The sequence below is a fragment of the Pseudomonas sp. M20 genome (assembly GCF_045037865.1).
Taxonomy (GTDB): domain Bacteria; phylum Pseudomonadota; class Gammaproteobacteria; order Pseudomonadales; family Pseudomonadaceae; genus Aquipseudomonas.
On record NZ_CP173611.1, the window covers coordinates 3378682 to 3404690 of the forward strand.

General features: G+C 61.0%; 18 protein-coding genes. 7 read left to right on the plus strand and 11 right to left on the minus strand.

Going from position 1 to position 26009, the window contains the following annotated elements; all coding sequences use genetic code 11:
• Positions 1-203 precede the first annotated feature (203 nt).
• Both mnxG and ACI514_RS15010 read right to left on the minus strand, forming a co-directional pair.
• Positions 204-6038, minus strand: coding sequence for a manganese-oxidizing multicopper oxidase MnxG (gene mnxG, locus ACI514_RS15005; RefSeq protein WP_405121944.1), 5835 nt, complete (start codon positions 6036-6038; stop codon positions 204-206).
• Positions 6039-6239: 201 nt separating this feature from the next.
• The gene (locus ACI514_RS15010) at positions 6240-6848 is read right to left on the minus strand and encodes a lytic transglycosylase domain-containing protein (RefSeq protein WP_405121945.1); all 609 of its coding nucleotides are present in this window, start codon (positions 6846-6848) and stop codon (positions 6240-6242) included.
• Positions 6849-7053: 205 nt separating this feature from the next.
• Between ACI514_RS15010 and gspG the strand changes: the two genes are divergently transcribed.
• The 3 genes from gspG (at position 7054) to ACI514_RS15025 (ending at position 9197) form a co-directional block, all read left to right on the plus strand.
• On the plus strand, positions 7054-7482 hold the full coding sequence (gene gspG, locus ACI514_RS15015) for a type II secretion system major pseudopilin GspG (RefSeq protein WP_160057215.1): 429 nt from the start codon (positions 7054-7056) through the stop codon (positions 7480-7482).
• A gap of 14 nt (positions 7483-7496) precedes the next feature.
• A complete protein-coding gene (locus ACI514_RS15020; RefSeq protein WP_405121946.1) occupies positions 7497-8684 on the plus strand; it encodes a type II secretion system F family protein in 1188 nt (395 codons plus the stop codon).
• Positions 8685-8759: 75 nt separating this feature from the next.
• The gene (locus ACI514_RS15025; protein ID WP_405121947.1) at positions 8760-9197 is read left to right on the plus strand and encodes a hypothetical protein; all 438 of its coding nucleotides are present in this window, start codon (positions 8760-8762) and stop codon (positions 9195-9197) included.
• 170 nt (positions 9198-9367) lie between these two features.
• Here the strand turns inward: ACI514_RS15025 and ACI514_RS15030 are convergent, their stop codons facing one another.
• Positions 9368-10267: a LysR family transcriptional regulator gene (locus ACI514_RS15030; protein WP_160057212.1), complete on the minus strand. Its 900-nt coding sequence runs from the start codon at positions 10265-10267 to the stop codon at positions 9368-9370.
• 138 nt (positions 10268-10405) lie between these two features.
• On the opposite strand from ACI514_RS15030, the gene ACI514_RS15035 reads away from it, so the two are divergent.
• Positions 10406-11425, plus strand: coding sequence for an alpha/beta hydrolase (locus tag ACI514_RS15035; protein WP_405121948.1), 1020 nt, complete (start codon positions 10406-10408; stop codon positions 11423-11425).
• Between the two features lie 108 nt (positions 11426-11533).
• Complete coding sequence (locus tag ACI514_RS15040; protein ID WP_160057210.1) at positions 11534-12961, plus strand: mechanosensitive ion channel family protein; 1428 nt, start codon at positions 11534-11536, stop codon at positions 12959-12961.
• 313 nt (positions 12962-13274) lie between these two features.
• Here the strand turns inward: ACI514_RS15040 and ycaC are convergent, their stop codons facing one another.
• From ycaC to ACI514_RS15070, 6 genes are all read right to left on the minus strand, one after another.
• Positions 13275-13898, minus strand: coding sequence for an isochorismate family cysteine hydrolase YcaC (ycaC, locus tag ACI514_RS15045; protein WP_007913541.1), 624 nt, complete (start codon positions 13896-13898; stop codon positions 13275-13277).
• Between the two features lie 70 nt (positions 13899-13968).
• The gene (locus ACI514_RS15050; protein WP_016987824.1) at positions 13969-15807 is read right to left on the minus strand and encodes an amidohydrolase; all 1839 of its coding nucleotides are present in this window, start codon (positions 15805-15807) and stop codon (positions 13969-13971) included.
• A 43-nt stretch (positions 15808-15850) separates the two neighbouring features.
• A complete protein-coding gene (locus ACI514_RS15055; RefSeq protein ID WP_175554767.1) occupies positions 15851-16477 on the minus strand; it encodes an antibiotic biosynthesis monooxygenase in 627 nt (208 codons plus the stop codon).
• The gene (locus ACI514_RS15060; RefSeq protein WP_405121949.1) at positions 16470-16886 is read right to left on the minus strand and encodes a DoxX family protein; all 417 of its coding nucleotides are present in this window, start codon (positions 16884-16886) and stop codon (positions 16470-16472) included. The genes ACI514_RS15055 and ACI514_RS15060 overlap by 8 nt, the downstream gene beginning before the upstream one ends.
• 97 nt (positions 16887-16983) lie before the next feature.
• A complete protein-coding gene (locus ACI514_RS15065) occupies positions 16984-18732 on the minus strand; it encodes a hypothetical protein (RefSeq protein ID WP_405121950.1) in 1749 nt (582 codons plus the stop codon).
• Positions 18733-18843: 111 nt separating this feature from the next.
• On the minus strand, positions 18844-19767 hold the full coding sequence (locus ACI514_RS15070) for a LysR family transcriptional regulator (protein WP_160057205.1): 924 nt from the start codon (positions 19765-19767) through the stop codon (positions 18844-18846).
• A gap of 211 nt (positions 19768-19978) precedes the next feature.
• Between ACI514_RS15070 and ACI514_RS15075 the strand changes: the two genes are divergently transcribed.
• Together ACI514_RS15075 and ACI514_RS15080 are read left to right on the plus strand one after the other, a co-directional pair.
• Positions 19979-20410 carry a helix-turn-helix domain-containing protein gene (locus ACI514_RS15075; RefSeq protein ID WP_160057204.1) on the plus strand — a complete coding sequence of 144 codons (432 nt, stop codon included), beginning with the start codon at positions 19979-19981 and terminating at the stop codon, positions 20408-20410.
• A 125-nt stretch (positions 20411-20535) separates the two neighbouring features.
• Positions 20536-23424, plus strand: a complete 2889-nt coding sequence (locus ACI514_RS15080) for an ATP-binding protein (protein ID WP_405121951.1) — start codon at positions 20536-20538, stop codon at positions 23422-23424.
• Here ACI514_RS15080 and ACI514_RS15085 read toward each other — a convergent pair.
• Both ACI514_RS15085 and ACI514_RS15090 read right to left on the minus strand, forming a co-directional pair.
• Positions 23401-24858: an ATP-binding protein gene (locus ACI514_RS15085; RefSeq protein ID WP_405121952.1), complete on the minus strand. Its 1458-nt coding sequence runs from the start codon at positions 24856-24858 to the stop codon at positions 23401-23403. The genes ACI514_RS15080 and ACI514_RS15085 overlap by 24 nt on opposite strands.
• Positions 24859-24948: 90 nt before the next feature.
• Complete coding sequence (locus tag ACI514_RS15090) at positions 24949-25899, minus strand: GlxA family transcriptional regulator (protein WP_160057201.1); 951 nt, start codon at positions 25897-25899, stop codon at positions 24949-24951.
• Between the last annotated feature and the right edge of the window lie 110 nt (positions 25900-26009).

A 26009-nucleotide genomic window follows, 5' to 3' on the forward strand; every position in this document is an offset into this window, starting at 1 on the left:
GCCTCACCCTCACAAACCGAGTTGCTCCCATTCGCGAGCAGGCTCGCTCCCACAAGGGATTTGCATTCCTACCGCATCCTCACTGCCCACCACCGGCCCCTGTAGGCCTTCGCCTGCTTGCGATGGCGTCATCCGCCTCACCATCCGAAACCGAGTTGCCCCAATCGCGAGCAGGCTCACTCCTACAAGGCTCTTCGTTGTGCCTACTGGCTTGGCGGCGCCGGCTCCGGTTCGTTGGTCACGCGCAGCAGTCCCCATAAACCGGAGGTGTTGCCGTAGGCGGCGTAGTCGCGGAACAGGTAATCCCCCGGGATCGCATTGCTGCCGCCAGCGCTCGGAATCATGAAGCTGAAGTGCGCAGCCGGCAGGATGCTTTCGTGGGCGCCGATGTACATCGACATCGGGTTGTAGCCGAAGCGCACCGAGCCTACGCCCGGCGAGCCCATCGGATAGCCACCGACATCACTCTTCTCGGCCTGGAACGGGTTCACCGACCAGACGTGCCCGTCGAGTTGGAACGTGGTGCCACGACTGCCACCGCTCGGCATCAGAATATGCGTGCGGAACGGTTGCCCCGGTTTGGCGTAGAGCACAGGCGTCTGCGGATCACCGCCGACCAGCGCATTGCTGTAAGCCATGTGCGCGTTGACCATGTCGCCGTAACCCGCGCCGTCGGCATGACCAAACGGTGCGTCCGGGGCGAGGCCGAAGCGATACCACAGCGGTTCGGTCTTGTAGTTGATCGCCATGCTCGAGTTGTCCTGCGGATCAGTCGGCACGCCGAAGCCCTCAGCGGCAATCCCTTCCACTGGCCGGCCATTGGCCCAACGGGTGTTCAACGCCTTGTGCCAGACCATCGCAAAATCGCGGTAGCTGGTTTGCCCAGGCGCCGTAACCGTGGCGTTGACCTTGCGTGCATCATCAACCCAGGTCGCGCCGATCGGCAGAATGCTCATCGCCCCACCGAGGCCTTTTTGCGGCTGCTTGATCACGTCCGCCGGGGTGATGTTCAAGCCGCCGAACTCCACCGCCGTGGCGTTGATGTTGTCGACGCTGCGGCCCAGTTGAGTCACCGGTTTGCCTTCACGCTCCAGATGCCCGGCGTAGTACTGATAGGTACGGGTCGGGTACGCGCCGCTGTTGCCAACACGCGGTGGCACGGTCTGGATCGGGTTGGCGCCGACGTTGGCACCGTCGGATTTGGTGATGTCGTAGGCCAGCAATTGCGCGTGCAGGCCGACGTGGCTGGACGGCCGCATCAGGTTGTTACTGAAGGTGGTCGAACCCAGACCGCTGTTGCGATCACGCTTGACCATGCCTTGCATCACCGCCGTCTGGGTCAGGTCAGGCATCACGCTCGGCAGACGGTTTTCCAGAGTGATATTGATGCAATCCCCTGCGGCTGCACGCAACACCAGCGGTTCGACCGGGATTCCGGGTTTGAGCTTGCCACTGACCGGATCGAGATCGGATTTACGCACATACAGAATCGCGGTCGGGTCATGCAACGGCCCGCTCTGCCCGCCGATGGTGATGGTTTCGCCATCCTCCGGGTCGGTCACTGTGACTTGTGGAATGCTCACCGTGCGCGAGTTCAGCACCAAGGTGCCACCCGCCGGATTCAGCGGCCCGCCGACATGCTGGCCGAGCCCTTCGGGATCGCCGATGGTCAGGCCCAGCGTATTGCCGAGGATGTCATTGGCCAGCGCCGCGACCACTTCATAGTTGCGCTGCACAGTGGGCCGGGTGCCAATGCCGTTAGGGTTGGCGCCATAGCGCGGGCAACTGCCCTCGAACGCTACGGTGTTGCGCATGCCCGCCGGGCTCGGGTTGTTCGGGATGGCGAACAGGTCGGCGCGTTTGGCGGTGTAGTTGCGCATCACGCCCCAGATACCGCTCCAGTAGCCTTCGATCGAAGCGTCCATCGAGTACAGATAATCGCCCGTGGTCGCCGCCGAACTGGAGAGCATCGACACCGGCGCAATGAAGCCCATCTGCTCGGAGATGCCGATCATCTGCGACGCGCGCCAGCCGGAGTTGGAGCTGTTACCGAAGCCGGAACCGCTCTGCAGCCACTTCACACCGTGCAGGGTGACGTTGTGCTCTTCTTCATGGCCGCCGGCATGCACCCGCAGCCGCACATTGTCGCCAGTATAGGTGCGCAGCATCGGCGTGAACGGGTCACCCGGTTCGGCGCCGCCCTTGTTGATGTGCGGCGGAAACAGCGTAGTGCCGCCGGTTGGGCCGGTCGCTGAGGTGAGCAGATTCGGCGCCAGGTTCATCGCCGGGATCGCCCGGTCGGTGCGGCTTTGCATGGCGAACGACAGATCGCCACCGAGGCCATCAGCCTGCATGCCGCGCTTGCCATCCGGACCGACCTTGTTCGGGTCGTACACGCGCAGCGCCAGTGGCTCGTTGCGATAGTTGACGACGAACATCCCAGGATCATCCACCGAAATCGCCTGCGGACATGGCCGGCTCGGGCAGCCAGGGACCTGACCGCCCTGCACTTCCAGTACGCCTTCAAGCAAGTTGCTGGCGTTGTTGCGCACCGGCGGGTTGATCGCGTAGCGGAAGCTGTCGGCGGTGGCCGGGAACGCCTGCGCATTCGGCACACCGTTAGGACCCGCTCCCACATAGACGCCAGCTTCATAGGCGTGCTGGAAGTCGCTGTATTCGAGGAAGAACTCGCGGAAGCTGTCGTTCTTGCCGTCGCCATCAAGGTCACCGGTGTTGATCACCGCTTGCCACGAGGTCGGCCCGCCGTCCTGACGCGCGCCGCTATAGAGAGGCTCGCCGGTTTCGGCGTGGAACCAGGTCGAACCGGCCGGCTCAGCAAGCACAGTCGCGTACAGACCAATCTGTTGGTGCGTCGATGGGCCTAAGTGGTCGTGGGTGAAGATCGTGCCGAGGCCGCGATCGACGCCTTTGGCATTGACCACCGGATCGACGAACCAGCGCTGCATCGCCGTGCGCGCACCGAGCCAATCGGCGCGGCCGTACTGGCCGAAGAACGGATGGTTCTTGGCTTTCGGGCAGGCCTGGGTGCCGTCGCGCGGGTCAGTACCGGCGCATTGATTGAACTCGCGGATCGCGTGAATGCGTTCCTGCACGGCGCCGGGCGAGAGCACGCCGTCCTCGTAGTTCCAGCCGTTGGACGAGCCGTCCGCCGAGGTCAGATCCCATTTCGGCAAGTGGATGTGCTGGCCGATCACGTCGGTTGGCGTACGCACCTGATAGTCGTCCATCTCATAGGTGGCCGGCACCAGGTTGGTTTGCTGGTATTGCACGCAATCGAAGGTGTTCATGCGCATCACCAGCGGCTCTGGCGGACGTTGCTTGGTAATCACCGGCCAGGCGTCTTCCCACAGCGCCAGAATGCGCGCTTGCGGAAAGTGATAACCGACTTTGTTGTACACCGCGTCGAACTGGATGTTGGCGGCTTTGTAGATGCGTGGGCGGTCGGCGGTGAAGCTCGAGGCGCCGACAAAGGACATGCCGTCGATGCGTTCACCGCTGGCGAACTCACCGCTGCCAGCGCTGCTGGTCAGGCGTTTTTGCCGATCGTCCATGCACGGTTCGTAGTACGGCGCGCCGGCCATTGGCAAGGCGCCGTTGGTGCGGAACGCCTTGGCCACCACTTGATTGCCGGGCAGCAAGGCATAGCTTGGATGGTCTTTTTTCGCGTGGAAGGCCATCGCCGCTTGTTCGACTTCGGTGCCTTCTTCCGGCAGGTAAATCGGTTTGGCGCGGGTGACTTCCTTGGAGAAGTCCAGCGAAGTGGTGACGGTGTGCGCCTCGCCACCGGCCGCGACGCCGTCGAGTGCGTGCCGTTGCAAGCCGCCATCCCAACCGCCGGACTGCGCGGGATCAAGGTTGGCCCACAGCGCTTTGCCGCTGGCCTTCAAAGACTGCGCGGTGGCGGCGTCGAGCATGTCCAGCGGTGGGGTTGGCGGACGTTGGCCGACCGAACTTTCCATGCCGCCGATCCAGAACGGATAGCCAGGGTTTTTCAGGCTGCCGTCGGCGTTGCGGTTGGCTTCGCTGCGATCGACCAGCGCCAGCGAACCGATGGCTTCACCACCGACATTGCCGCCATGGTGCTCGCCGTCGTCATCGCCCTCTTCTTCGTCATCGTCGTCATCATTGCCGGCGACCAGGGTATCGCCGATTTTCGGCACCACCACCACTTTGCCGGGCATTGGCGCCATGGCTTTGCCCGGCAGCGGCACGATGGCCGGAATTGGCGTACCGGCGACGATTTCGCCATCGGGCAAGGCCCGTGCGCCCGCCGCCGGTTTGCCACTGCGCAAGGCAAACGGTTCGCTGTGATAGCCATCGGCGCCCTGCTGCGAAACATCAAGTCGAGTGCCTTCTTCGAAGACATCGTGCACCCGCCACATGGCCCACATGCCCTGGGCGAAGTGCGGATAGAAATGGCAGTGATAGATCGCATCACCGGCAACGCGGTTGCGGTTGCCCGAACCACCGTTGGCGATTTCATAGGTATAACCGGCGCCCGGCCCGATGCCCTGGGCGTCGACGTAATCGGAGTTGTCGTCGTTGGGGTTGAACAACCACTGATGGCCGTGCAGGTGGAAGATGTGCTGCTCGTGGCCATTGTGGGTATTGCGGAATTTGACGAAGTCACCGATGTAGCTGTGGTTGACGTTCGACGGCTCCGACGGATACAGCGCCATGGTGGCTTTCACGCCGATCTGATCGGCGCGCGGTATCTGGCCGGGGGCGATGTTCTCAAGCCCGGTGTTGGCCGGCACATCCACCAGCATTGCCACATCACCAACCGTGTGCGAGCTGAGGAAGAATTCTTCATAGGCGCACGACAGGCAGTCGTGCATCGGCCCCACGCCCAAGCGGTTGGCGACCACTTCGGCCCCCATGCCGCCGGAGCCATAGTTAATCATGAACGAGTCGCGGGTCGGCTCCAGCACATGGGCCATCACCGGGTCGGTCCAATACGCCGGGAACGCTTGAGTGGCAGCGGTTTCATCCTGGAATTGCGAGGCGAAATCGCGGAACGCTTCGAGGCGGTTGGGGATTGCCGGGTTGCGTTTGCCCACCGACTCCAGCGGATAAGTGCTGGATGGGAAACTGCCGTCGGCGTTGCTGCCCATGACAATCGCATCGCTCTCGCTGGAAATGATTTCATTGCCGTCGACCATGCCGATGATCGGCGTACCAGCCTTGCCTTCGCGCAACCACGGTTCGCGTTGTGGGTAACGCGCCTGGTAATCAACGATCGGTTGGCCGGTGGGTGCGCGGCCAGTCGTGGCCAGACGCATTTCTTCTTCGGTGAGGGTATTGCGATAGGTGCGACCGCCCTTGGGCAGCACGACGACCTGGCCGAACAGACCGTTGGCAACGTTGCCGGCCGCGCCCTCGCCGCCAAACGTTGCGCCACGGCTGCTCACGGCAAACGCGCCTTCACGTTCGGCGTACAAGGTGTAAGAACGACTGGCGCCCGGTGGCACCAGCGTATTGGCGTTCCGCCCCGTGAACGAGGAAATGTCATCGATGCTGTTCACCGCTTGCAGGCCGTTGACCTGAAAACCGACGTGACGATCCGCCACCTGCTCATCGACTTTGAAGGCTTCGGCGCCGTTGGTGTTCTCGGCCCCCTCCTCTTCGCCCTCGTTTTCAAAGTGCTTGTTCGGGTTGGCCTGATAGTCGAGCAGGTTCTGCAGATTGATCGTCAGGCAATCGCCGGCAGCCACACGCAGCACCAGCGGCCGTGGACGCTTGTCCGGGCGCAGCGAAACTTTGCCTGGCACTGCGGCGCCGCCGTAAGCCAGTGACTGCTCATGTTCATCGACCACATCGCGGCGCAGGGCGAACATCATGCCGTTGATGTTCTGCGCGCCGAGGCGGTTGAACATCAGTGGCTGATCGAAGGCGACGACGTTGGCCACCAGGTTGCGCTCGCAACGTACGGCCGCGCCGGCCAGCTCGACGCTGAGCATCGAGGCCAGAATCAGCAGCCAGTTAATCAGGGACGGAGCGTGAGGAAAGCCAGCCATGATCAGTAACCTCGTAGTGGGTGCTCTTGGGAACACTTCTCGACAAATGCCTCGGAGCAATCCGCGTGCCACAAAAAATTGCATTAGCGTTCAATCAGTTACTGCGGCCACTTGAGAATCCGGGGGATATTCCCCACCCGTTTTCCCCACTTTTCGGGCCTCCACGGTTTACCCCGAAAGTGGGGAAAACCGGGTTGGGGGTCACAACGGCGCGTCCATCGCCAGGCCCTGCAAACGCCGGTACTGACGCAACACATTCGGTACATAACGCTGGGTTTCGGCGAACGGCGGAATCACCCGGCCACGGCTGAGCACCGCGTCTGGCCCGGCGTTGTAGGCCGCCACGGCGAGAGCAATGTCGTTGTCGAACAGGGTCATCAGGCGCTTGAGGTATTTGGCCCCGCCCTGGATGTTGGCCTTGGGGTCGTAGACATCGGTCACGCCCAGCTCGCGTGCGGTATCGGGCATCAACTGCATCAGCCCGCCCGCGCCTTTGGGCGAGGTGGCGCCGGGGTTGTAACGGGATTCGGCGTTGATCACCGCGTGCAGCAGCGCTTCGGGTAATTGATTGACCTTGGCTGCCGCTGAGACCAGTTCCGCGTAGGGCTGGTTGGCGATCATTTGCGGCTGTTGATCGAGGCTGGCCACAGGCATTTCAGCCTCGTGGATCACCCGTTCGTAAGTGCGTCCGGGCCGGTGAACGTTGGACAGTACATAGCTGCCCTTGGCGTCCACCGAAATGAACACATCGGCCTGCGCAACGCCGCTGAGCAGCACACAACCGAGCAATCCGCTGGCGATAAATTTCATGTCGGGCCTCCCCGGATCGACCCCGATAAATTGGGGGAAATGCCCCAATGGCCGATCACGTTTGAGCCATACGCAAGCACTGTGCCGACTCTGGAGATGCCCGGATTACAAGGGTTTCAGCAAATCCAGTGATTTTCAGTTGGGCTGAGCATGGCAATTGCATAAGCCCTTCTGGCGACACGGCTGCCACTCACGGGAGGTCATCATGAAGCTGCAATTTCGTCCGCGTGACCAACGCGGTTTTACCCTGCTCGAATTGCTCGTGGTGCTGGTGGTGCTCGGCCTGTTGGCCGGGATCGTCGCGCCGAAATACTTCGCCCAACTCGGTCGCTCCGAAGTGAAAGTGGCCAAGGCGCAGATCGAAGGGCTGAGCAAGGCGCTGGATATCTATCGACTGGAGGTCGGCCATTACCCATCCACCGAACAGGGCTTGCAGGCCTTGGTCACCGCACCGAGCGACGAGGCGAAATGGACCGGCCCGTACTTGCAGAAAAAACTGCCGCAGGATCCGTGGGGACGTAATTACGCCTACCGCTATCCCGGCGAAAACAGCGAGTACGACTTGTTGTCGATGGGCAAGGACGGCCAGCCCGGCGGCGAAGGTGAAAACGCCGAAGTGACCAATTGGCAGTGAGCGGAGCGCGGCCCATGCGATTTCATGTGAAAGCGGTCGGCAAGGCTGGGGTGGTGTCCTTGAGCGTGGAGGCACCGGGCGACAGCGAGGCGCGGCGGATTGCCGAGGATCAGGGCTTGCGTGTGCTCAGCTCGCACGCCGACAAGCATTGGCGCTCGCTGAAACTGCGCCAGCGCGAGACCTTCAATCTGGTGTTGTTCAGCCAAGAACTGACCACGTTGCTCAACGCCGGTCTGCCGCTGATCGATGCGCTGGAAAGCCTCGCCGAAAAAGAAACTGCTCCCGCTGCCAGGAAAACCTTGAGTGAGCTGGTGCGCCTGCTGTACGAGGGCAAATCCTTTTCGCAGGCGTTGGGCCAGTTGTCGGCGGTGTTCCCGCCGTTGTACGTGGCGCTGGTGCAGTCCAGCGAGAAGACCGGCGCGGTCGGCGATGCACTCGGTCGCTACGTCAGTTATCGCCAGCGCATGGACGAGGTGCGGCAGAAGATCATCAGCGCGTCGATCTACCCGATGCTGTTGCTGATAGTCGGCGGTGGTGTGGTGCTGTTCTTGATGGGGTATGTGGTACCGCGCTTCAGTCTGGTCTTTGAAGGGTTGGGCAATAACCTGCCGTGGCTGTCGCAGGTGTTGATGAGCAGTGGCATGTTTTTACATGCGCATCAGGCTGAACTCTTCGCTGGGCTGGCAGGGATTGTCATCGCCCTCGCCGTGCTGCAAAAGCAACCGGCGTTTCGCCGTGGTCTGGATCGGCTGGTGGAAAAACTGCCGGCCGTACATCAGCGGATTTTCATGTATGAGCTGGCACGGTTTTATCGTTCGCTGGGGATTCTGCTGCAAGGCGGGATTCCGCTGGTGACCGCCATGAGCATGGTGCGCGGCTTGCTCACCGTGGCCTCACGGACGCGGCTGGATCAGGCCTGCGAGCGGGTGCGCGAGGGGCAATCGTTGTCTACCGCGCTGGAGCTCAATCACCTGGTGACACCGGTGTCTCTGCGCCTGCTGCGCGCCGGTGAACAGTCCGGCAATCTCGGGCAGATGATGGAACGCAGTGCCGACTTCTACGACGAGGAAATCAGCCGCTGGCTGGAGTGGTTCGTGAAGCTGTTCGAACCGCTGCTGATGACGTTTATCGGCCTGCTGATCGGGGTCATCGTGATCCTGATGTACATCCCGATTTTCGAACTGGCTTCGAGTATTCACTGACCCGCGGGAACGGATCCGGTCGCTGCAACAACGCACTTTTATGCTCCCAACAAGACCACAAAGACGGAGAACGATATGCACATTAAAAAGCTCGTGCTCGCAATGGCCATCGGCGCAGTTCTGTCGGCGTCTGCGGTACTCGTTCCAGATAGCTTGTCCGGGGTGTCCAGTGCTTATGCCAAGGATGGGGGGAGCGGTGGTGGAGGTGGCGGCGGTAGTGGTGGTGGAAGCGGAAGCGGCGGCGGCAGTCACGGCGGCGGAGGCAACAGCGGCAGTGGCGGAGGCGGTGGCAGCAACAGTGGCCACAGCGGCAGCGACCACGGCTCGGGACACTCGCGTGACAGCGCCTCATCCGGTCGCAACGGCACCCATGCTGAAGCGGGAGATGACCATGGCGTCCACCGCGCTGGTGAAGTCGATGATGACCACGGGGTCCACCGCGCGGGCGAAGTCGGCGATGATCGTGGCGTACATGTCGGCGGAGAGCCGGGCGATGACAAGCGCGCCAACTGATTTTTAGAAGCACCACAAGAGTTTTGTGGCGTACGCAGATTACGCAGACAACCACCATCAATTGTAGGAGTGAGCCTGCTCGCGATAGCGGTCATTCAGACACTGAAGCTGTGACAGACAGAACGCTTTCGCGAGCAGGCTCACTCCTACAGTTTTGATCTGCGTAAGGCTCAGAGAGCGACGTGGCTCTGGTTCAGGCGCTCTCGCAAAAACTCAACCAGCGCCTGCACCGGTCTCGAGGCCTGGCGATGTTGCGGGTAAACGGCTGAAAGCGTCAACGGCTCCGGCCGCAGATCATCTAGCACCGGCACCAACCGGCCATCCTTCAATGCCGCGCCAACGATGAACGTCGGCAAATAGGTAATGCCCATCCCCTGCACTGCCGCGTCCCTGAGCAACTCGCCGTTGTTCACGCGCATGCGCCCGGTGACATTGACCAACACAGGCTTGCCCTGCTCCGCGTTGAAGCGCCACTGCACCGAACGACTATGCCCGTACGGCAAACAGTCATGGCTATGCAGATCTTCAGGCTTGAGTGGCGTGCCGCGCTCGGCGAGGTACGCCGGGCTGGCGCAATACACCCGTTCGATGGATGCAATGCGCCGGGCAATCAGCGTCGAGTCTTCCAGCACGCCAATGCGCAGTGCCAGATCGTAGCCCTCACCGAGCAAATCCACCGGCCGATCACTCAGATCAACCTCAACCGTGACTTCGCGATAGCGCTGCAAGAACAGCGGCAGCAGACACCCCAGATGCGCCACGGCAAACGACAGCGGCGCACTCACGCGAATCGTCCCTCGTGGCTCGGCAGTCTGCCCGGCGATGCCCTGCTCCACTTGCTCGACTTCACCCAACAAGCGCAAGGCGGATTCGTAATAACTCTGCCCCAGCGGCGTGACGTCCAGGCGCCGCGTCGAGCGGTTCAACAACCGCACGCCGAGACGCTCCTCCAACTGCATCAAGCGTCGGCTGACGAACTGCTTGGACAACCCCAATTGATCAGCCGCGGCGGTGAAGCTGCCGGAGTCCATGACCTGGCAAAAAATACGCATGTCTTCGAACGGGTTCATTGTCACTCTCTGGTGGACAGTTAAACGCTTTATAGCCGCTTTTTCACTTCTCGGCACCCTATTAATCTGTGTCCACGGTGTTGAAACCACCCCCCCACAAACTCAACAAACTCAACAAACTCAAAAATGGAATTGAACATGAACATCAAGAAAACCCTGACCGCTTCCCTCCTCGCCCTGTCCATCGGCAACGCTTTCGCCGCTGAAAGCAGCGGTGTCGAACACAACACCCAAGCCTTCCTCAACGCCCTCGCCACCGGCGGTGGCAAACCGCTGGAGCAACTGAGCCCGAAAGACGCCCGTGCGGTGCTGACCGGTGCGCAGGCTTCGGTGAAAGTGGACTTGTCCGGAGTTGAAGTCAGCGACAAAGCGATCAAGGTCGACGGCCAGACGATCAACCTGAAAGTCGTGCGGCCGGCCAAGGTCAAAGGCGAGTTGCCGGTGTTCATGTTCTTCCACGGTGGCGGCTGGGTGCTCGGTGATTACCCAACGCACCAGCGCTTGATTCGTGACTTGGTGGTGGGCTCTGGCGCCGTAGCGGTGTACGTCGATTACACGCCGTCGCCGGAAGCGCAGTACCCGACCGCGATCAACCAGGCCTACGCCGCGACCAAATGGGTGGCTGAGCACGGCAAAGACATTGGTGTCGACGGTAAGCGCCTGGCAGTGGCCGGCAACAGCGTCGGCGGCAACATGGCGGCAGTCGTGGCGTTGATGGCCAAGGAACAGAAAGCCCCGGCGCTGCGCTTCCAACTGCTGATGTGGCCGGTGACCAACGCGCAGTTCGACGACGGTTCGTACCAGCAATTCGCCGAGGGCCACTTCCTCACCAAAGGCATGATGCAGTGGTTCTGGGACAACTACACCACCAACCCGGCCGAACGTGCGCAGATCCACGCCTCGCCGCTCAACGCCAGCGCCGAACAGCTCAAGGGCTTGCCTGCCGCATTGGTGCAGACCGCCGAATTCGACGTGCTGCGGGATGAAGGCGAAGGCTATGCACGGCACCTCGATGCAGCCGGCGTGGCGGTGACCTCGGTGCGTTACAACGGGATGATTCATGACTTTGGCCTGCTCAATCCGTTGAGCCAGATTCCTGAGGTGAAAGCAGCGGTGCGTCAGGCGGCGGCTGAGTTGAAAACCCATCTGAATCCATAACGGCAAAAGATCGCAGCCTTCGGCAGCTCCTACTTGGGAATGCAATTTTCTGTAGGAGCTGCCGCAGGCTGCGATCTTTTTATTGGCAGACATTGCGGAGCTTCGGTCATGACCCTTTTCTACACTCACCTGCTGTCCTGGAGCGCTGCCCTGCTGCTGCTCGACGCTGTGCTCTGGCACTTCTCGCCCTTCACCCATCGCGCCCCGAGAGTCGGTGTGCGGCTGGTGCTGTTTCTCGCGTTCACGGCGCTGGTGATCAACGCCGGCGTCAGTCCGTTGCAGGCACCACAGTTTGTCGATGACCGGGTGGCGCAATTGGGTGCGACGGCGCTGGGCATTCTCTGGTGGCTGTACGCCGCGCGGGTGCTGACCGAAGTTATCGGCCTGGCGCTGATGCGTCGCATCGGCCACAGCGGTCGTTTGCTGCAGGACGTGATCGGCGCCCTGGTGTTTCTGGTCGCAACGGTCGCCGCTGCCGGTTACGTGCTGGAGCTGCCGGTGAAAGGTTTGCTGGCGACCTCCGGCGTGGTCGCCATCGTTGTCGGTCTGGCGCTGCAAAGCACCCTGGCTGACGTGTTTTCCGGGATCGTGCTCAACACCACCAAGCCGTATCAGGTGGATGATTTCGTGGTGATCGACGGCGTCGAAGGCAAGGTCTTCGACATCGACTGGCGCGCTACGCACCTGCTGACCAGCGCCGGGACCATGGCGGTAGTGCCGAACTCGGTCGCGGCCAAGGCGAAGATCGTCAACCTCAGCCGTCCGAACAACATGCATGGCGTGTCGATCAGCATCAAAGTGCCGAATCACATCCGCCCACGTCGGGTACTCGATGCGCTTGATCGCACCTTGCAGGGCAGCAGTTCGCTGTTGCTGACGCCAGCGCCAAAAGCCGTGCTGAAAGAGGCCGGCGAAACCATGTCGGAGTACGTCGCCAGCGGTTTCATCGCCGAGCTCGGCAAAAAAAGCGAAGTGCGCAATCAACTGTTCGACCTCGCCCACCGGCATCTTGAAGCAGCAGGCATTTCGCGCCATCCCGACGGCGTGATCGAGCCGTCGACCCGCGCCCGCGCATTGCTCGATGAAGTGAAAGTCTTCCGCTCGCTGAGCAGTGAGGAGCGTGATCGCCTCGCCGAATCGATGGTTGCGCAGCAGTACGCGGCGGGCCAGGTGGTGCTGGATCTGGACGAAGTGCCGGACAGTCTGTTTGTGATTGCTACCGGCGTCGTCAGTGCGACTGTGCCTGACGGTGACAGCAAGGTCGAGGCCGGGCGAATGGGACCGAGTGAGGTCATGGGTGAACAGAGCATTCTGGCCGATACACCGTCGCAGGCGACGTTCACGGCACTGACGTCGAGCATCATTTATCGACTCGACAAGAATCTGACCCGCGAGTGCATGGCGCAGCGCACGGAGGTCGGTCGGGCGTTGAACAAGTTGCAGGCGGTGCGTCAGCAGAACAGTCGCCTCGCGTTGATGGCCAAGCCGGTGGTGGTGAGGAAAGGTGGGTTTTTGGGTTGGTTGCAGAAGCGTTGAAGCGGCAGGATCAAGATCAAAAGCCTCCCCCTCACCCCAGCCCTCTCCCCCAGGGGGGCGAGGGGGAAGGGAGCCGATCTTCATGCGGTTCAAAACTGAAGTTCGGCTCGAAGTTTCAGGTCGGCGTATCTAGAAAACACCTCGGTCAGTGCCCTCTCCCCAAGACATCAAAGGGAAAGGGAGCAGACTGCATGCAATTCAGACCTGAGTTCGGCTCGGTATTGCAGGTCGGCGTACCTCGAAAGAGCCCATCGGTCAGTCCCCTCTCCCTCCGGGAGAGGGTTAGGGTGAGGGGCTTTTCAGGATCAGCCGATTACTTGGCAGTGAACTTGGTATAGCTGTTGATCAAATTGCGGTAGTTAGGCAGACGCTCCGACAGCAGATGCGCCAGGCCTTCCATGTCGTTGCGCCAGTCACCCTGCAGCTCGCACGCCACCGAGAACCAGTTCAACAGATGAGCACCCGCTGCCGACATCCGCGCCCACGCCGCTTGTTGCACAGTGGTGTTGAAGGTGCCGGACGAGTCGGTCACGACAAACACTTCGTAGCCTTCAGCAATCGCCGACAGCGTCGGGAACGCTACGCAAACGTCCGTCACCACACCGGCGATGATCAGTTGCTTGCGACCGGTGGCCTTGATTGCCTTGACGAAGTCTTCGTTGTCCCAGGCATTGATCTGGCCCGGGCGCTGAATGAACGGCGCGTCCGGGAACTGCTCACGCAACTCAGGCACGATCGGGCCGTTGGGGCCTGCGTCAAAACTGGTGGTCAGGATGGTTGGCAGCTTGAAGAATTTGGCGATGTCGCCCAGCGCCAGCACGTTGTTCTTGAATTCGTTCGGGGTGAAATCCTGTACCAGCGAGATCAGGCCGGTCTGGTGATCGACCAGCAGTACAACCGCATCATCTTTGTTCAGACGTGTGTAAGGAACGCTCATGGGAAAACTCCTGATGGACGGATGGATGAAGCGTTGAGCGCCGACCGGATGGCCGGCGCTTCAGGGGAAATCAGAAAGCGAAGCAGGAACAGCCGAACGCACCCCAGAAACCGGCGAAGTCGCTGACCGGCGCGTTCGACATCCGCGCCTTTTCATGGCTGTGGGTATGCACCGCGCACGGGCCGCTGCACTGGTGGACCTGCGCCTGCAATGGCGAATTCGGCCGCCAGTGGCCTGGGACTTTCACCACCGGTGACCAGTCCGGCAGCACCGGAATCGAGCGTGGGCCGAGGTCTTCAAAGTCGCCGGCGGCGTAGACAATTTTGCCGCCAACCACGGTCATTACCGACTCGATCCACTTGATCGCCTCTTCCTCGACATGGAAGAAGTCCGCGCTCAGCGCCGCCAGATCCGCCAGTTGCCCGACCTTGATCTGGCCTTTCTTGCCCTGCTCCGAGGAGAACCAGGCGCTGCCGTGGGTGAACAGTTCCAGCGCCGTGGTGCGCGGCAGACCTTCTTCGTACAAGGCCAGACCACCCACGGTGCGACCGCTGACCATCCAGTACAGCGAGGTCCACGGGTTGTAGCTCGACACCCGCGTTGCATCGGTGCCCGCACCGACCGGCACACCTTCGGCGAGCATGCGCTTGATCGGCGGAGTCGCTTCGGCGGCTTGCTTGCCGTAGCGGTCGACAAAGTACTCGCCCTGGAACGCCATGCGATCCTGGATCGCAATGCCGCCGCCCAACGCTTTCACCCGCTCGATGTTCTGCGGGGTGATGGTTTCGGCGTGGTCGAAGAACCATGGCAAACCGTTGAACGGAATGTCACGGTTGACCTTCTCGAACACGTCGAGCATGCGGCTGATCGATTCGTTGTAGGTCGCGTGCAAACGGAACGGCCAGCGCTGCTCGACCAAGTGGCGCACCACCGGCTCCAGCTCTTCTTCCATGGTTTGCGGCAGATCGGGGCGCGGTTCGAGGAAGTCTTCGAAGTCCGCTGCGGAGAACACCAGCATCTCGCCGGCGCCGTTGTGGCGCAGGAAGTCGTCGCCCTGGTGCAACTTGACGCTGCCGGTCCAGTTCTGGAAATCGCTCAGCTCTTCTTTCGGTTTCTGGGTGAACAGGTTGTAGGCGATGCGCACGGTCAACTGGTCGTCTTTGGCCAGTTGCTCGATCACCTGATAATCGTCCGGGTAGTTCTGGAAACCACCGCCGGCATCGATCGCGCTGGTCAGGCCGAGACGATTGAGTTCGCGCATGAACTGGCGAGTCGAGTTGACCTGATATTCCAGCGGCAGCTTCGGCCCCTTGGCCAGCGTCGAGTAGAGGATCATCGCGTTCGGCCGCGCGACCAGCATGCCAGTCGGGTTGCCATTGCTGTCACGGACGATCTCGCCACCCGGCGGGTTCGGCGTGTCACGGGTGTAACCGGCCACGCGCAGCGCGGCGCGGTTGAGCAGCGCGCGGTCATACAGGTGCAGGATAAACACCGGGGTGTCCGGCGCGGCCTGGTTGATCTCTTCGAGGGTCGGCATGCGTTTTTCGGCGAACTGGAATTCGTTCCAGCCACCGACCACGCGCACCCATTGCGGAGTCGGTGTGCGATCGGCCTGATCCTTGAGCATGCGCAGCGCATCGGCCAGCGACGGTACGCCTTCCCAGCGCAGTTCGAGGTTGTAGTTCAAACCGCCACGGATCAAGTGCAAGTGCGAGTCGTTGAGGCCCGGAATGACGCAGCGGCCATGCATATCGACCACTTGCGTGTTCGGCCCGCGCAGGGCCATCGCTTGATTGTCGTTGCCAACAACCACGAAGCGGCCATCGGTGATTGCCACGGCACTGGCCAGCGGTTTGGTGCGGTCAACGGTGTGAAATTGACCATTGAACAGAATCAGATCGGCGCTCATCGCAGTTCCTCAAGCAAAGTGAAAAGGAGCGAACCCCGCGCGCTCAGCGTGGCGAGGTTTCTTGGGAATCGAGGTGTTCATGGGCCTGGCTGGCTTCGAGCCACGGCGTAAACAAACGGGTAACCGGCGGCATCACCACGTACACCACCGACAGGACGATGGTCAGGGTGATCAGGAACGTGGCGACTACGTAGTTGGAAAGAAGCGGATGCAACGCCAGCAGCGGCCCCCAGATCAACGGCACGAGCAAGGTGTGCGGCAGAATCACCAGCAGCGTGACCACGGCTTGCTTCCAGCGCGGTGGCGGCGAAGCAGCGTCGGCCAGTGGCGTAAACCAGAATTCCTTGATCGGCGCGACTTCGGTCTGATCGCCATCAGCCAGCATTGGCGCGGCTTCGGCGACCAGTGCCTGACGCTGCGGCGACTCCAGCCAGCCTTGCATCGCTTCGGTGGTGCTGAAGCGCAGCACGCAAGTGTAGAAATCGAGACGGCCGCGCTTGCCGCGCACCACGTCAACACCCAAATGCCCCTCACGCTGCCCCGCCACGCGGACGATATTGCGCAGCCAGGCCTCATACGCTGACTCGAAACCGGCCTTGACCCGGTGTTTGATGATCAATGTGACCGTCTCATCGGCCCCCGGTGACTGTGGATTGAGGACTTCAGGCATAACGCAACACTCCGGGCAAACGAACAGGAATCACCAACCGTCCCGGCCCGGCGATCAACACAGTGGTAAACACGATCAACAGCAACCAGCCGAACTGCCCCTCGGCCACACTCCATTGCGGATGCACGACCAGCAGCGCCACCAGCAGCACAAAGAGAATAGGCACGCAGGCCAATCGCGCCAGTAACCCGGCGACGATCAGTAGCGGACAGAGGACTTCAGCGAAGATCGCCAGGATCAACGTGAGGTGAGATCCGAGGTGGAACGGGTCTTCGATCAGTTGCAGTTGCGCGGTGAAATCCAGCAGCTTGGGCAAGCCGTGGACCCAGAGCAAAAACAACCCGCCGCTGACCCGCAGGAACAGCAAACCGATGTCGCGCGACCGTTCTTCTCGTTGCCAAGCGTTCATGACCCCACCCTTGTAATGTCATTGGCCTGAATCATGCCAATGATGGGTGGGGGGAAATTGCACGGATGTGCTCAGTTGCGATGGCGGTTACACGAGTTCAAGGCACCGCGCGAATAGTGTATTCACGTGTCTGAAAATCCGTCGCGGTATCCGGGTTCGCCACCTTGTCCAGATTGACACTGAAATAAATGAACAGCCTGCTGCCATCAATCAGCAACCTCAGGTAATTGGCAGAAACACTGGGGCTGTAAGCACTGTTCGTAATCCAACTTCGATGCACCGCGTGACTGGTGCCGATCCACATCTGGAGATCGTGCTGTCCCAAATCGCTTTGCCCTTCAAATCTGAGCCAGACCGGTTGATTCACAGAAATATGCGGCCAAAGACCAAACAACATCCTCCCGCCGGACTGGACATCTTTCAGATCGAGAATATCCGTGCCGTTGGCCTGAGTGATCACGGGGGCCAGGAGTCGATCCCTCGAAATCGGCAACACGTTGAGGCGCAAAGGTTCTGAGGTCACCTGAGCAGAAGCACCTCGGGTATAGGTAAAACTCACCTGCATTATTTTTCCAATGCTGAATGCCACCAGCCGTGGGGGCAAAGGAATCCTTATCGGCCTTGTGGTACCGGCCTCAACCGGCGTAGTTGTATGTGAACCTGCAGGAAGAGTGCCGTCAGCGGCTGTCACCGTCACTGAAACCATATCGGTGGGTTGCAGGTCGAGATACAACAACGCAGTCAGGGTCGTTATTGCTCTCAGCGGATCAAGGTTGATGTTACCGGGGGCCTCGACAATGGTCAGCACCGAGCTTTGCATCAAGACGTTGATTCGCCATGGATTTGAGACGCTCCCGCTACCATCGGCCAACCTCACCGTAAATTCATGCGATCCTGGTGTCAGGTCAGTCGCAACGTACTGCCAGTTACCATCAACAACATCGGCCGTGTCGAGCCTGGTCGCGCCATCGAACACAGCCACTGTGTCGCTAGCGCTGCCGCTCAGCGTGACAGTGGAGTATCGGGTGTCCGCGCCATTGAGTATCTCGCCTCCATCAGGATCGGTGACTGACGATATCCTCGGCCCGCTGGGGGCTCCTGTCAGTACGATGTAGTTTCGATGTGCAAATGGCTGTGAGAGGAGCGGATCCTGACTGCCTTGCAGCCCGGCCATGAAGCTCAGCGACAGCACGCTGCGATTCTGCAGACGTTGCAGTGGTGCAGCGGGGAAGTTCTGCTCGAAGAAACCGAAGCGGTTGAATTCGTCATCGACCACATTGTCCGGCGCTTGCCAGTACGTCGCCTCGAAATCACTGCCATCGGCATTTGTGCCTTTGAGCTTTAGCCAGAAGGGATTGCCGCGCCTGCCCAGTAGCCACGCATTTATACGCAAGGTGAACTCAGACAGGCTGCTGACATTCAGCTCACTTCCCTGACCGTCGTTGTCGGCCTGTCGGATAAATGGCCGAGGCAGATTCAACTGATTGATGCGTGTTATGTAAAGCGGCAAAGGCTGTGAAGTAACAGGCGGTTCTGAGCCACGATAAACCGTGTAAGTGACGATGACGGTTCGCTCGAAGTTGAAAACCACCAAGAGGTTATCAATATGGGTCTGGAAAGGTCGGGAAAATCCGCCGATCGGAATACGCGGTGAAGTGTAGGACCCAGGTCCTGGCGTACCCGCCCACGTGATCGTGAGACTGTCTCCTGCCTGCCAATCGAAGTCGATTTTTACCGTCAGGTTGTACCGAGCGGCTTCCGGGTCCAACAAACCGTCAGGGCGACTTTCTATGATTGAGAGCGGCGGAAGACTGCTGCTGTCCAGCGCGGGTGTCAGCGTGTCCATGTTCACGTCCTTTTTGGCTACCTTTCGACATCGGCCAATCAGACATCGGAACACGGTGATGCGCCACTGTCAGAACTAACAGGTCAAGCCCTGTTTCAGACGAATGGACACTCACGTCAGGGGAATATCCAGCGGCGCCGCCATGAACTGGCTGATTCGTGAGCGCAACCATTTCTCCGCCGGATCGTTGTCATGCACCCCGCTCCAGGCCATCGACAATTGCGCCGCATCAATCGGCAACGGTGGATCTTCGGCGCGCAACGCACACCCTTCCACCAGCGCGCAGGCGGCGTAATCGGGCACGGTGGCGATCATTTCGGTGCCGGCCAGCAAGGCGCGCAAGCCGCTGAATTGCGGCACGCCGAGGACGACCCGGCGGCTGCGTCCGACCTTGGCCAGGTCCATGTCGATGTTGCCGCTCAAGTCGCCGGAGAACGACACCATCGCATGCGGGCGCTCGCAGTATTCGTCGAGGGTCAGCGGCCCCGGACGGTCGTCGCCGCGCAGGACCTTGCAGGGAATGTCGCGCAGTTTTTTGCGCTTGGCGTTGGCCGGCAACTCAGTGGTGTAACTGACGCCGACGGAGATTTCTCCAGAGGCCAACAGTGCCGGCATCAGCAGGTAATTGGCGCGGCGCACCACCACGACAATCCCCGGCGCCTCTTGCTGAAGCTGGCGCAGCAACGGCGGAAACAGGCCAAACTCGGCATCGTCCGACAAACCGATGCGGAACACGTCGCAACTGCTCGCCGGTTCGAACTCCTTGGCCCGGCTGACCGCGCCGGAGATGACGTCCATCGCCGGTTGCAGCTCCTTGAGAATTGCCAGCGCTCGCGCGGTCGGCTCCATGCCGCGACCGTTGCGCAGCAGTAATGGATCGTCGAACAGATCGCGCAAACGCCCCAACGCAGCGCTGACGGCCGGCTGGCCCATGAACAGTTTTTCGGCGACGCGGGTCAGGTTCTTTTCGAACATCAGCGCTTCGAAAATCACCAGCAGGTTCATGTCAACGCGACGCAGGTCGTTACGGTTCATGGGCACGGGTTCCTTATAGCCAGCCAGACGCAAGTGCTACGCACTTTACGCGATCAACGAGACTTTTAGCGCCGTTTCGCAGCGAAATTAACAACGATTAACTCGTCAGTCCCCCGCCCTCGCCCAACAATGAATCCCTCTGCGCAGCGTTGCTTTTTTGACCTGAGGGGATGCGCCGACCGTGCATTCCCCATCGACACGGACTTTGGCCATGGCTCATTTACAGCACAGCGTCGCCCTCGCCCCTGCCAACGAACCACGCAAGACCGGGATCGGCGGGCTCAGTCCGCAGCGCGAACGACAGGTCAAACAACTGATCCTCGAACGTCTGGGCGAAAGCCTTGAGGTCACCGAACTGGCCCGCGCCTGTTCGCTGTCGCGCAGCCATTTTTCCCGTGCCTTCAAATGCAGCACAGGGCTGTCGCCGCAGGACTGGATTCGCACCCAGCGCCTCGCGCGGGCCAAGCTGCTGATCCGCCACACCGACCTGAGCCTGACGCAAATCAGCCTGGAGTGCGGGTTCTGCGATCAGGCGCACTTCTGCCATATGTTTACCCGCAGCGAAGGCATCAATCCGTTTGCCTGGCGCTGCCAGATCACGAGAGAACCCAAAGCCCACCCTTCACAGCCCGCCGCGTTTTGATCGCGACGCCCGTTGCACTGAAGCTAAAACCTGAGGATTATGCCGGGACACCCCGGAATAGAAGGCCTGCGCACGCGCCCGGCACTACTCCGCCCTGTCCGCCGCAGCACCGCAGGAGTGAGCTGTTGAGTCTTTCCCCGAATCAGGCCCTCGGTTTTGGCCCCTATCGGATACATCCCGGACAACGGCGGGTGCTCGAAGGCGAGCAGCCGTTGCGCCTCGGTCGACGGGCGATGGACATCCTCCTGATTCTGCTGGCCCATGCCGGCGAAGTGGTGAGCAAGCAGCAATTGATGGCCGGGGTCTGGCCGGACAGCGTGGTCGAAGACATTAACCTGCGGGTGCACATGGCGGCGCTGCGCAAGGCGCTCGGTGACGGTCAGGCCGGCCAGCGCTACATCATCACCGTGGCGCAACGCGGTTATAGTTTTGTCGCACCGGTTTTACTGCAATCCATGGAGGAGCGTCCTGTGGGCGATGCTGGCGGTCGGCACAATCTGCCCTTGCGGCGCACGCGGATGATCGGCCGCCAACCGCTGGTCGACAGCTTGATGAGGCAGTTGCCGCGCCGACGCTGCATCACCCTGGTCGGCCCTGGCGGGATCGGCAAGACCACCGTGGCCCTGCGCGTGGCCGAGCAGTTGATCGGGCACTATCGCGATGGCATTCGTCTCGTGGATCTGGCACCTCTGAGCGATCCCCAACTGATCTGTTCACACCTGGCCGCCCTGCTTGATCTGGCGCTTCTCGAAGGCGACCCGCAGACAGCACTGGTCAAAGGCCTGCAACAGCGGCGGATGCTGTTGCTGCTCGACAACTGCGAGCATTTGATTGATGCCGTTGCGGCGCTCAGTGAACGCATTCTGCGCGGGGCGCCGCACGTGCATATCCTCGCCACCAGCCGCGAAAGTCTGCGGGCCGAAGGCGAATACGTGCAGCGTCTGGACTCCCTCGAATACCCGCCGATGACAGCGACGCTGGATCGTGAGCAAACGCTGAATTTCTCGGCGCTGCAGTTGTTCGTCGAACGAGCGACGGCCGCGCAGGAAAGCTTCGAACTGAGCGATGCACAGTTGCCGCAAGCGATCGAGATCTGCCACCGACTCGACGGTATTCCACTGGCGCTGGAACTGGCCGCAGCGCAGGTCGCCGAACTGGGTCTGGACGGTCTGTTGAGTCAGTTACAGGGCCGCTTGCCGCCGCTGGCAGCGGGCAATCAAAACAGTCTTGAGCGCCATCTCACCCTGCGCGCCACGCTGGACTGGAGTTTCAATCTGCTCGACCGTTGCGAACAAACCTGCCTGCGCCGTTTGGGCGTGTTTCGAGGGGGTTTCACCTTGGAGTCCGCGGCGGCCGTTATCGTCGGCCAACATATCGACCCCAGCATGGTATTTGTATCGATCAGCCAACTGGTGGCGAAATCCCTGCTCAGCGTCGAGGTCGGTGACGAACAGGTGTTTTATCGCCTGCTCGACACGACCCGCCGCTACGCCCTGGAAAAACTCGATCACGCCGCCGAATGCGAGGAAACCCGCGAACGCCATGCCGAACGCTGTCTGGCGTTGATGCAACAGGGGCAAAACGATTGGGAAAATACGCCGACGGCGTTGTGGATCGAGCGCTATGCCCGAGGCCTGGAAGATCTGCGCGCGGCACTGGACTGGAGCCTGAACGGCGTCGGCCCCGCAGGTTTGGGGATTCGCCTGACAGCGGCGTCGGCGCCCTTGTGGCAAGAGTTGTCGCTGCTCAAGGAATACGGCAGCTATGTACGGCGGGCGCTGAGCCTGCTTGATGAACTCGGCGAACCTTGCCTGCGTCTGAAAGTTGCGCTGAAACTGGCTCTTGGCAGCGCCTGCTACCACACATGGGGCGGCACTGCAGAAACCATCGAAGCCTTCGTCGATGCCCGCCGGTTGGCGCACGAAAACGATGATGTTGCCGGGCAGTTGCGCGCGGTGTCCGGGCACATGGCGGTCAACCTCAGTTGCGGGCACTACCGCATGGCGCTGGCACAGAGCGAGCACTTCGACCGCCTCGGCCTGCACGGCGACCCGCTGTTGTCACTGAGTACCCACCGCTTGCGCGTTTTGGCCCTGCATTATGCCGGCGATCAATTGCAGGCGCGCATTCACGCCGAACAGGTACTCCAGCGCATGGCGCACAGCGGCCATGTCAACCGCTTCACTCATGGCTTTGGCGTGCAATACGACCAGAGCGTCGCGTCGCTGACGGTGCTGGCGCGGGTCTTATGGATGCAAGGTCTGCCGGAACAAGCCTGGCGCACGGCGCGGCAGGCCCTGAACATTGCCGTACAGATCGACCATGGCACCTCGATTTGCTACACCCTCGCGCTGGCGAGTTGCCTGATCGCCCATTACAACGGCGATGAGCAAAACGCCCGGGCGCTGTTGCAGTTACTGCTCGAGCAGTCGCAGAAACATTCGGTGCTGCTGTTCAACACGTGGGCGCGGCACTACGCGCAGGTGCTCAATGCGCCCAACATCACGCCAGTGCCGAAGGACAGTAGCGGGCTGATTCGGGAAATCATGGTCACGCTGGATGGCCGTTTTGTGGATGACGCGCTGGTTGAGCGGGCGTTGAGTGGTGATGCGGGGTGGAGCACGGCGGAGATTCTACGGGTGCGGGCGGATGCCTTATTGAATGGAGAGATGGTTTGTCTGGGTGGTCCTCTTCGCGAGCAGGCTCGCTCCCACAGGGATTTTGGGTGTAGTCAGACCCCATGTGGGAGCGAGCCTGCTCGCGAAGGGGCCATTCAGGAAGCCGAAGCACTCCTGCAACAATCTCTGACCATCGCTCGCACCCAAGGCGCGCTAGCCTGGGAACTGCGCAGCGCTACTTCATTGGCGCAACTCTGGCAGCGCCAAATGCGCTGTCGCGAGGCGCTGGATTTGCTCACTCCGATCTATCAACGCTTCACTGAGGGCTACGCGACCCCGGATCTGCGCAAGGTGCACTTGCTGATCGACGAATTACGCGAGTGCGTGCACTCCTGAGGCCAGACGAATCCGCTTGATGTAACGTGCATGCCGGCGTTCAAGATCAATTCCTTCACCGCTGCGCTCAAGTTGCTCGCGGGCATAGCATCGGATGGTATTGAACATCCGGTACCGGCCTGAAGTGCCGCCCCGCTCCACCGTCAACAATGACTTTTGCGCCAGGCCGTCGATGATCGCGGCAAGCCTCTGCGGAGCCAGTTGCGGGCAACTGATCACCGCCAGCGCCGCCTCCAGCGTAAACGCCAGTTTGAACACCGATAAGCGTTGTAGCACACGTTGTTCCTGCTCACTCAAGCGCTGATAGCTCCAGTCGAGCGCCGCCTGCATGGATTGGTGCCGTGGCACAGCCGTGCGCCGCCCATGGCTGAGCACTTGCAGACCGTTGGCCATTTGCGCCTGCAAGCCGACCAACGCCAGTGCATCGATCTGCGCCGCAGCCAATTCGATTGCCAGCGGCAAACCGTCGAGTTGCCGACAGATCTCGACCACGACTTTGACGTCCTGCTCGCGCAGGCTGAAATCATGCTGTCGCGCCCGAGCCCGGCTGACAAACAACTGCACCGCAGAATGGCCCATGGCTTCAGTGATGCAATCAGCCGCCGAGCGTTTCGGGATGGCCAGCGGTGGCACACACTGCTGGGTTTCCAGACTGACCTGCAAGGCTTCACGGCTGGAGGCGAGAATCGACAGCCGAGGCGCCACTTCAAGCAACGTTTCAACCGCTGCTCTGCAAGCGTCGCGGCGCTGGTCACAGTTATCCAGCAGCAACAAGGCATGGCGAGTCGAGAGCCCGGTCAAATCGCTGTCCAGGGTGCGCAGCACATGATCGAGCAGCGACGTCTCGCCATCGATCAAGCTCAGATCGATCTGCCACACGCCGTCCCTGTAGTACTGCAACAGCAGTTCCGCAACCCGCAGCGCCACCGTTGACTTACCGACGCCAGGCGCTCCCGTCACGGTCATCAGCCGATACAGCGGCATTTTCCGCACCAGCCCACCGACCAATGAGTCGCGTCCGGCAACCGGGGTCAGTCGCGCAGGCAAATTATGCTGGGGCGTTTGCAGACCCTCGAAGACCACTTGCGCGGCGCTGTCGCAACGCACCGGGGCAATAAAGCTGTATCCACATTGCGGCACGTTGACGATGTAGCGCTGACCGTTTTCGCCGTCACCCAAGGCCCGCCGGAGCGCAGCGATGTGCACGCGCAGGTTGATCTCCTCGACCACCGACGTCGGCCATACCAGAGCAATCAATTGCTCCTTCCTGACCACTCGACCGGCACGCTCGACCAGCACTTGCAGAATGTCCAGAGCGCGCCCGCCCATACGCAAGGGCCGATCTCCATCGAGTATCAGCCGTTGCCGCAGGTGGAACGCGTAAGGGCCGAAACGCAGCACCGACGCCGTGTTCAAATCATTGAGGCTATCCATGCCAACTATCTTGGCAGCCTCAGATGACGCGACAACCGCTAGACGAGGCGCAGCACGGACATCCGGGTGCGCCAGACGGACACAAGCGCTCTAGCTGAACTGTTCGCGGTACTGCGCAGGGGTCAGGCCGAGCTTTTCAGCGAACAATGAACGCATGTGCCGCACACTGCCGAAACCACTTTTGTAAGCCACGGTTTTAAGCGGCAGATCGCTGGTTTCGAGCAGATTTCGCGCGCAGTCGATGCGCGCACTTTGCAGAAACTCCATCGGCGTCATATTGATTTCGCGGGTGAACACGCGTGCAAAGTGCCGCGCACTCATGTTGGCAATGGCGGCCATGCGTTCGACCGTGAACGCTTCGTCGAGGTGCTCCAGCACGTAGCTTTGCGCGCGGGTGATCGGCGTTTCCTGCGGTGCCACAGCGGCCATCAGCGGACTGAACTGGGCCTGCCCGCCCTGCCGTTTCATCACCACCAGCAGGACTTTGGCGACATCCTGGGCGAGTTTCTTCCCGTGATCGCGGGCGATGACAGCGAGCGCCATATCGATTCCGGCCGTGACACCGCCCGAGGTGATCAGATTGCGATCTTCGACATAGATCTGATCCGTGGTGACATGGGCCTTCGGGAACCCCTTGATCAGACGTTCGGTGTAGTTCCAGTGGGTGGTCACCCGGTAGCCATCCAGCAACCCGGCATGCCCGAGCACGAAGGCGCCGGTGCAGATCGAACCGTAATGTTCGACGCGCTGAACAGCACCTTTGAGCCAGGCGAACAACGACGGAAATTGTTGGTTGTAGGCACCCGGACCGCCCGGCACCAACAGCAGATCATAATGTTCGGTGTTGTCGTCAATGGTCGCATCGGCATGCACCAACACGCCATTGGATGCCCGAAGTGGGCCACGCTCGGTGCCAAGCGTGACCAATTGATAATGCGCTTCGGCTTTCAGGTAGCGGTTGGCAACCGAAAAAACCTCCAATGGCCCGGCCATATCGAGCAGGAGAAAGTCGGGGAACAGCACCATTGCCACGGTTTTCATGGGCAGACATCACTTAAATCAGGGAGACATGAGACAGGCCAGACATTATGGCCAAGTGCGGCACTCCGGGCATAAAAGTTTGTGTGAACAGCATCGCACAACTGTCAACC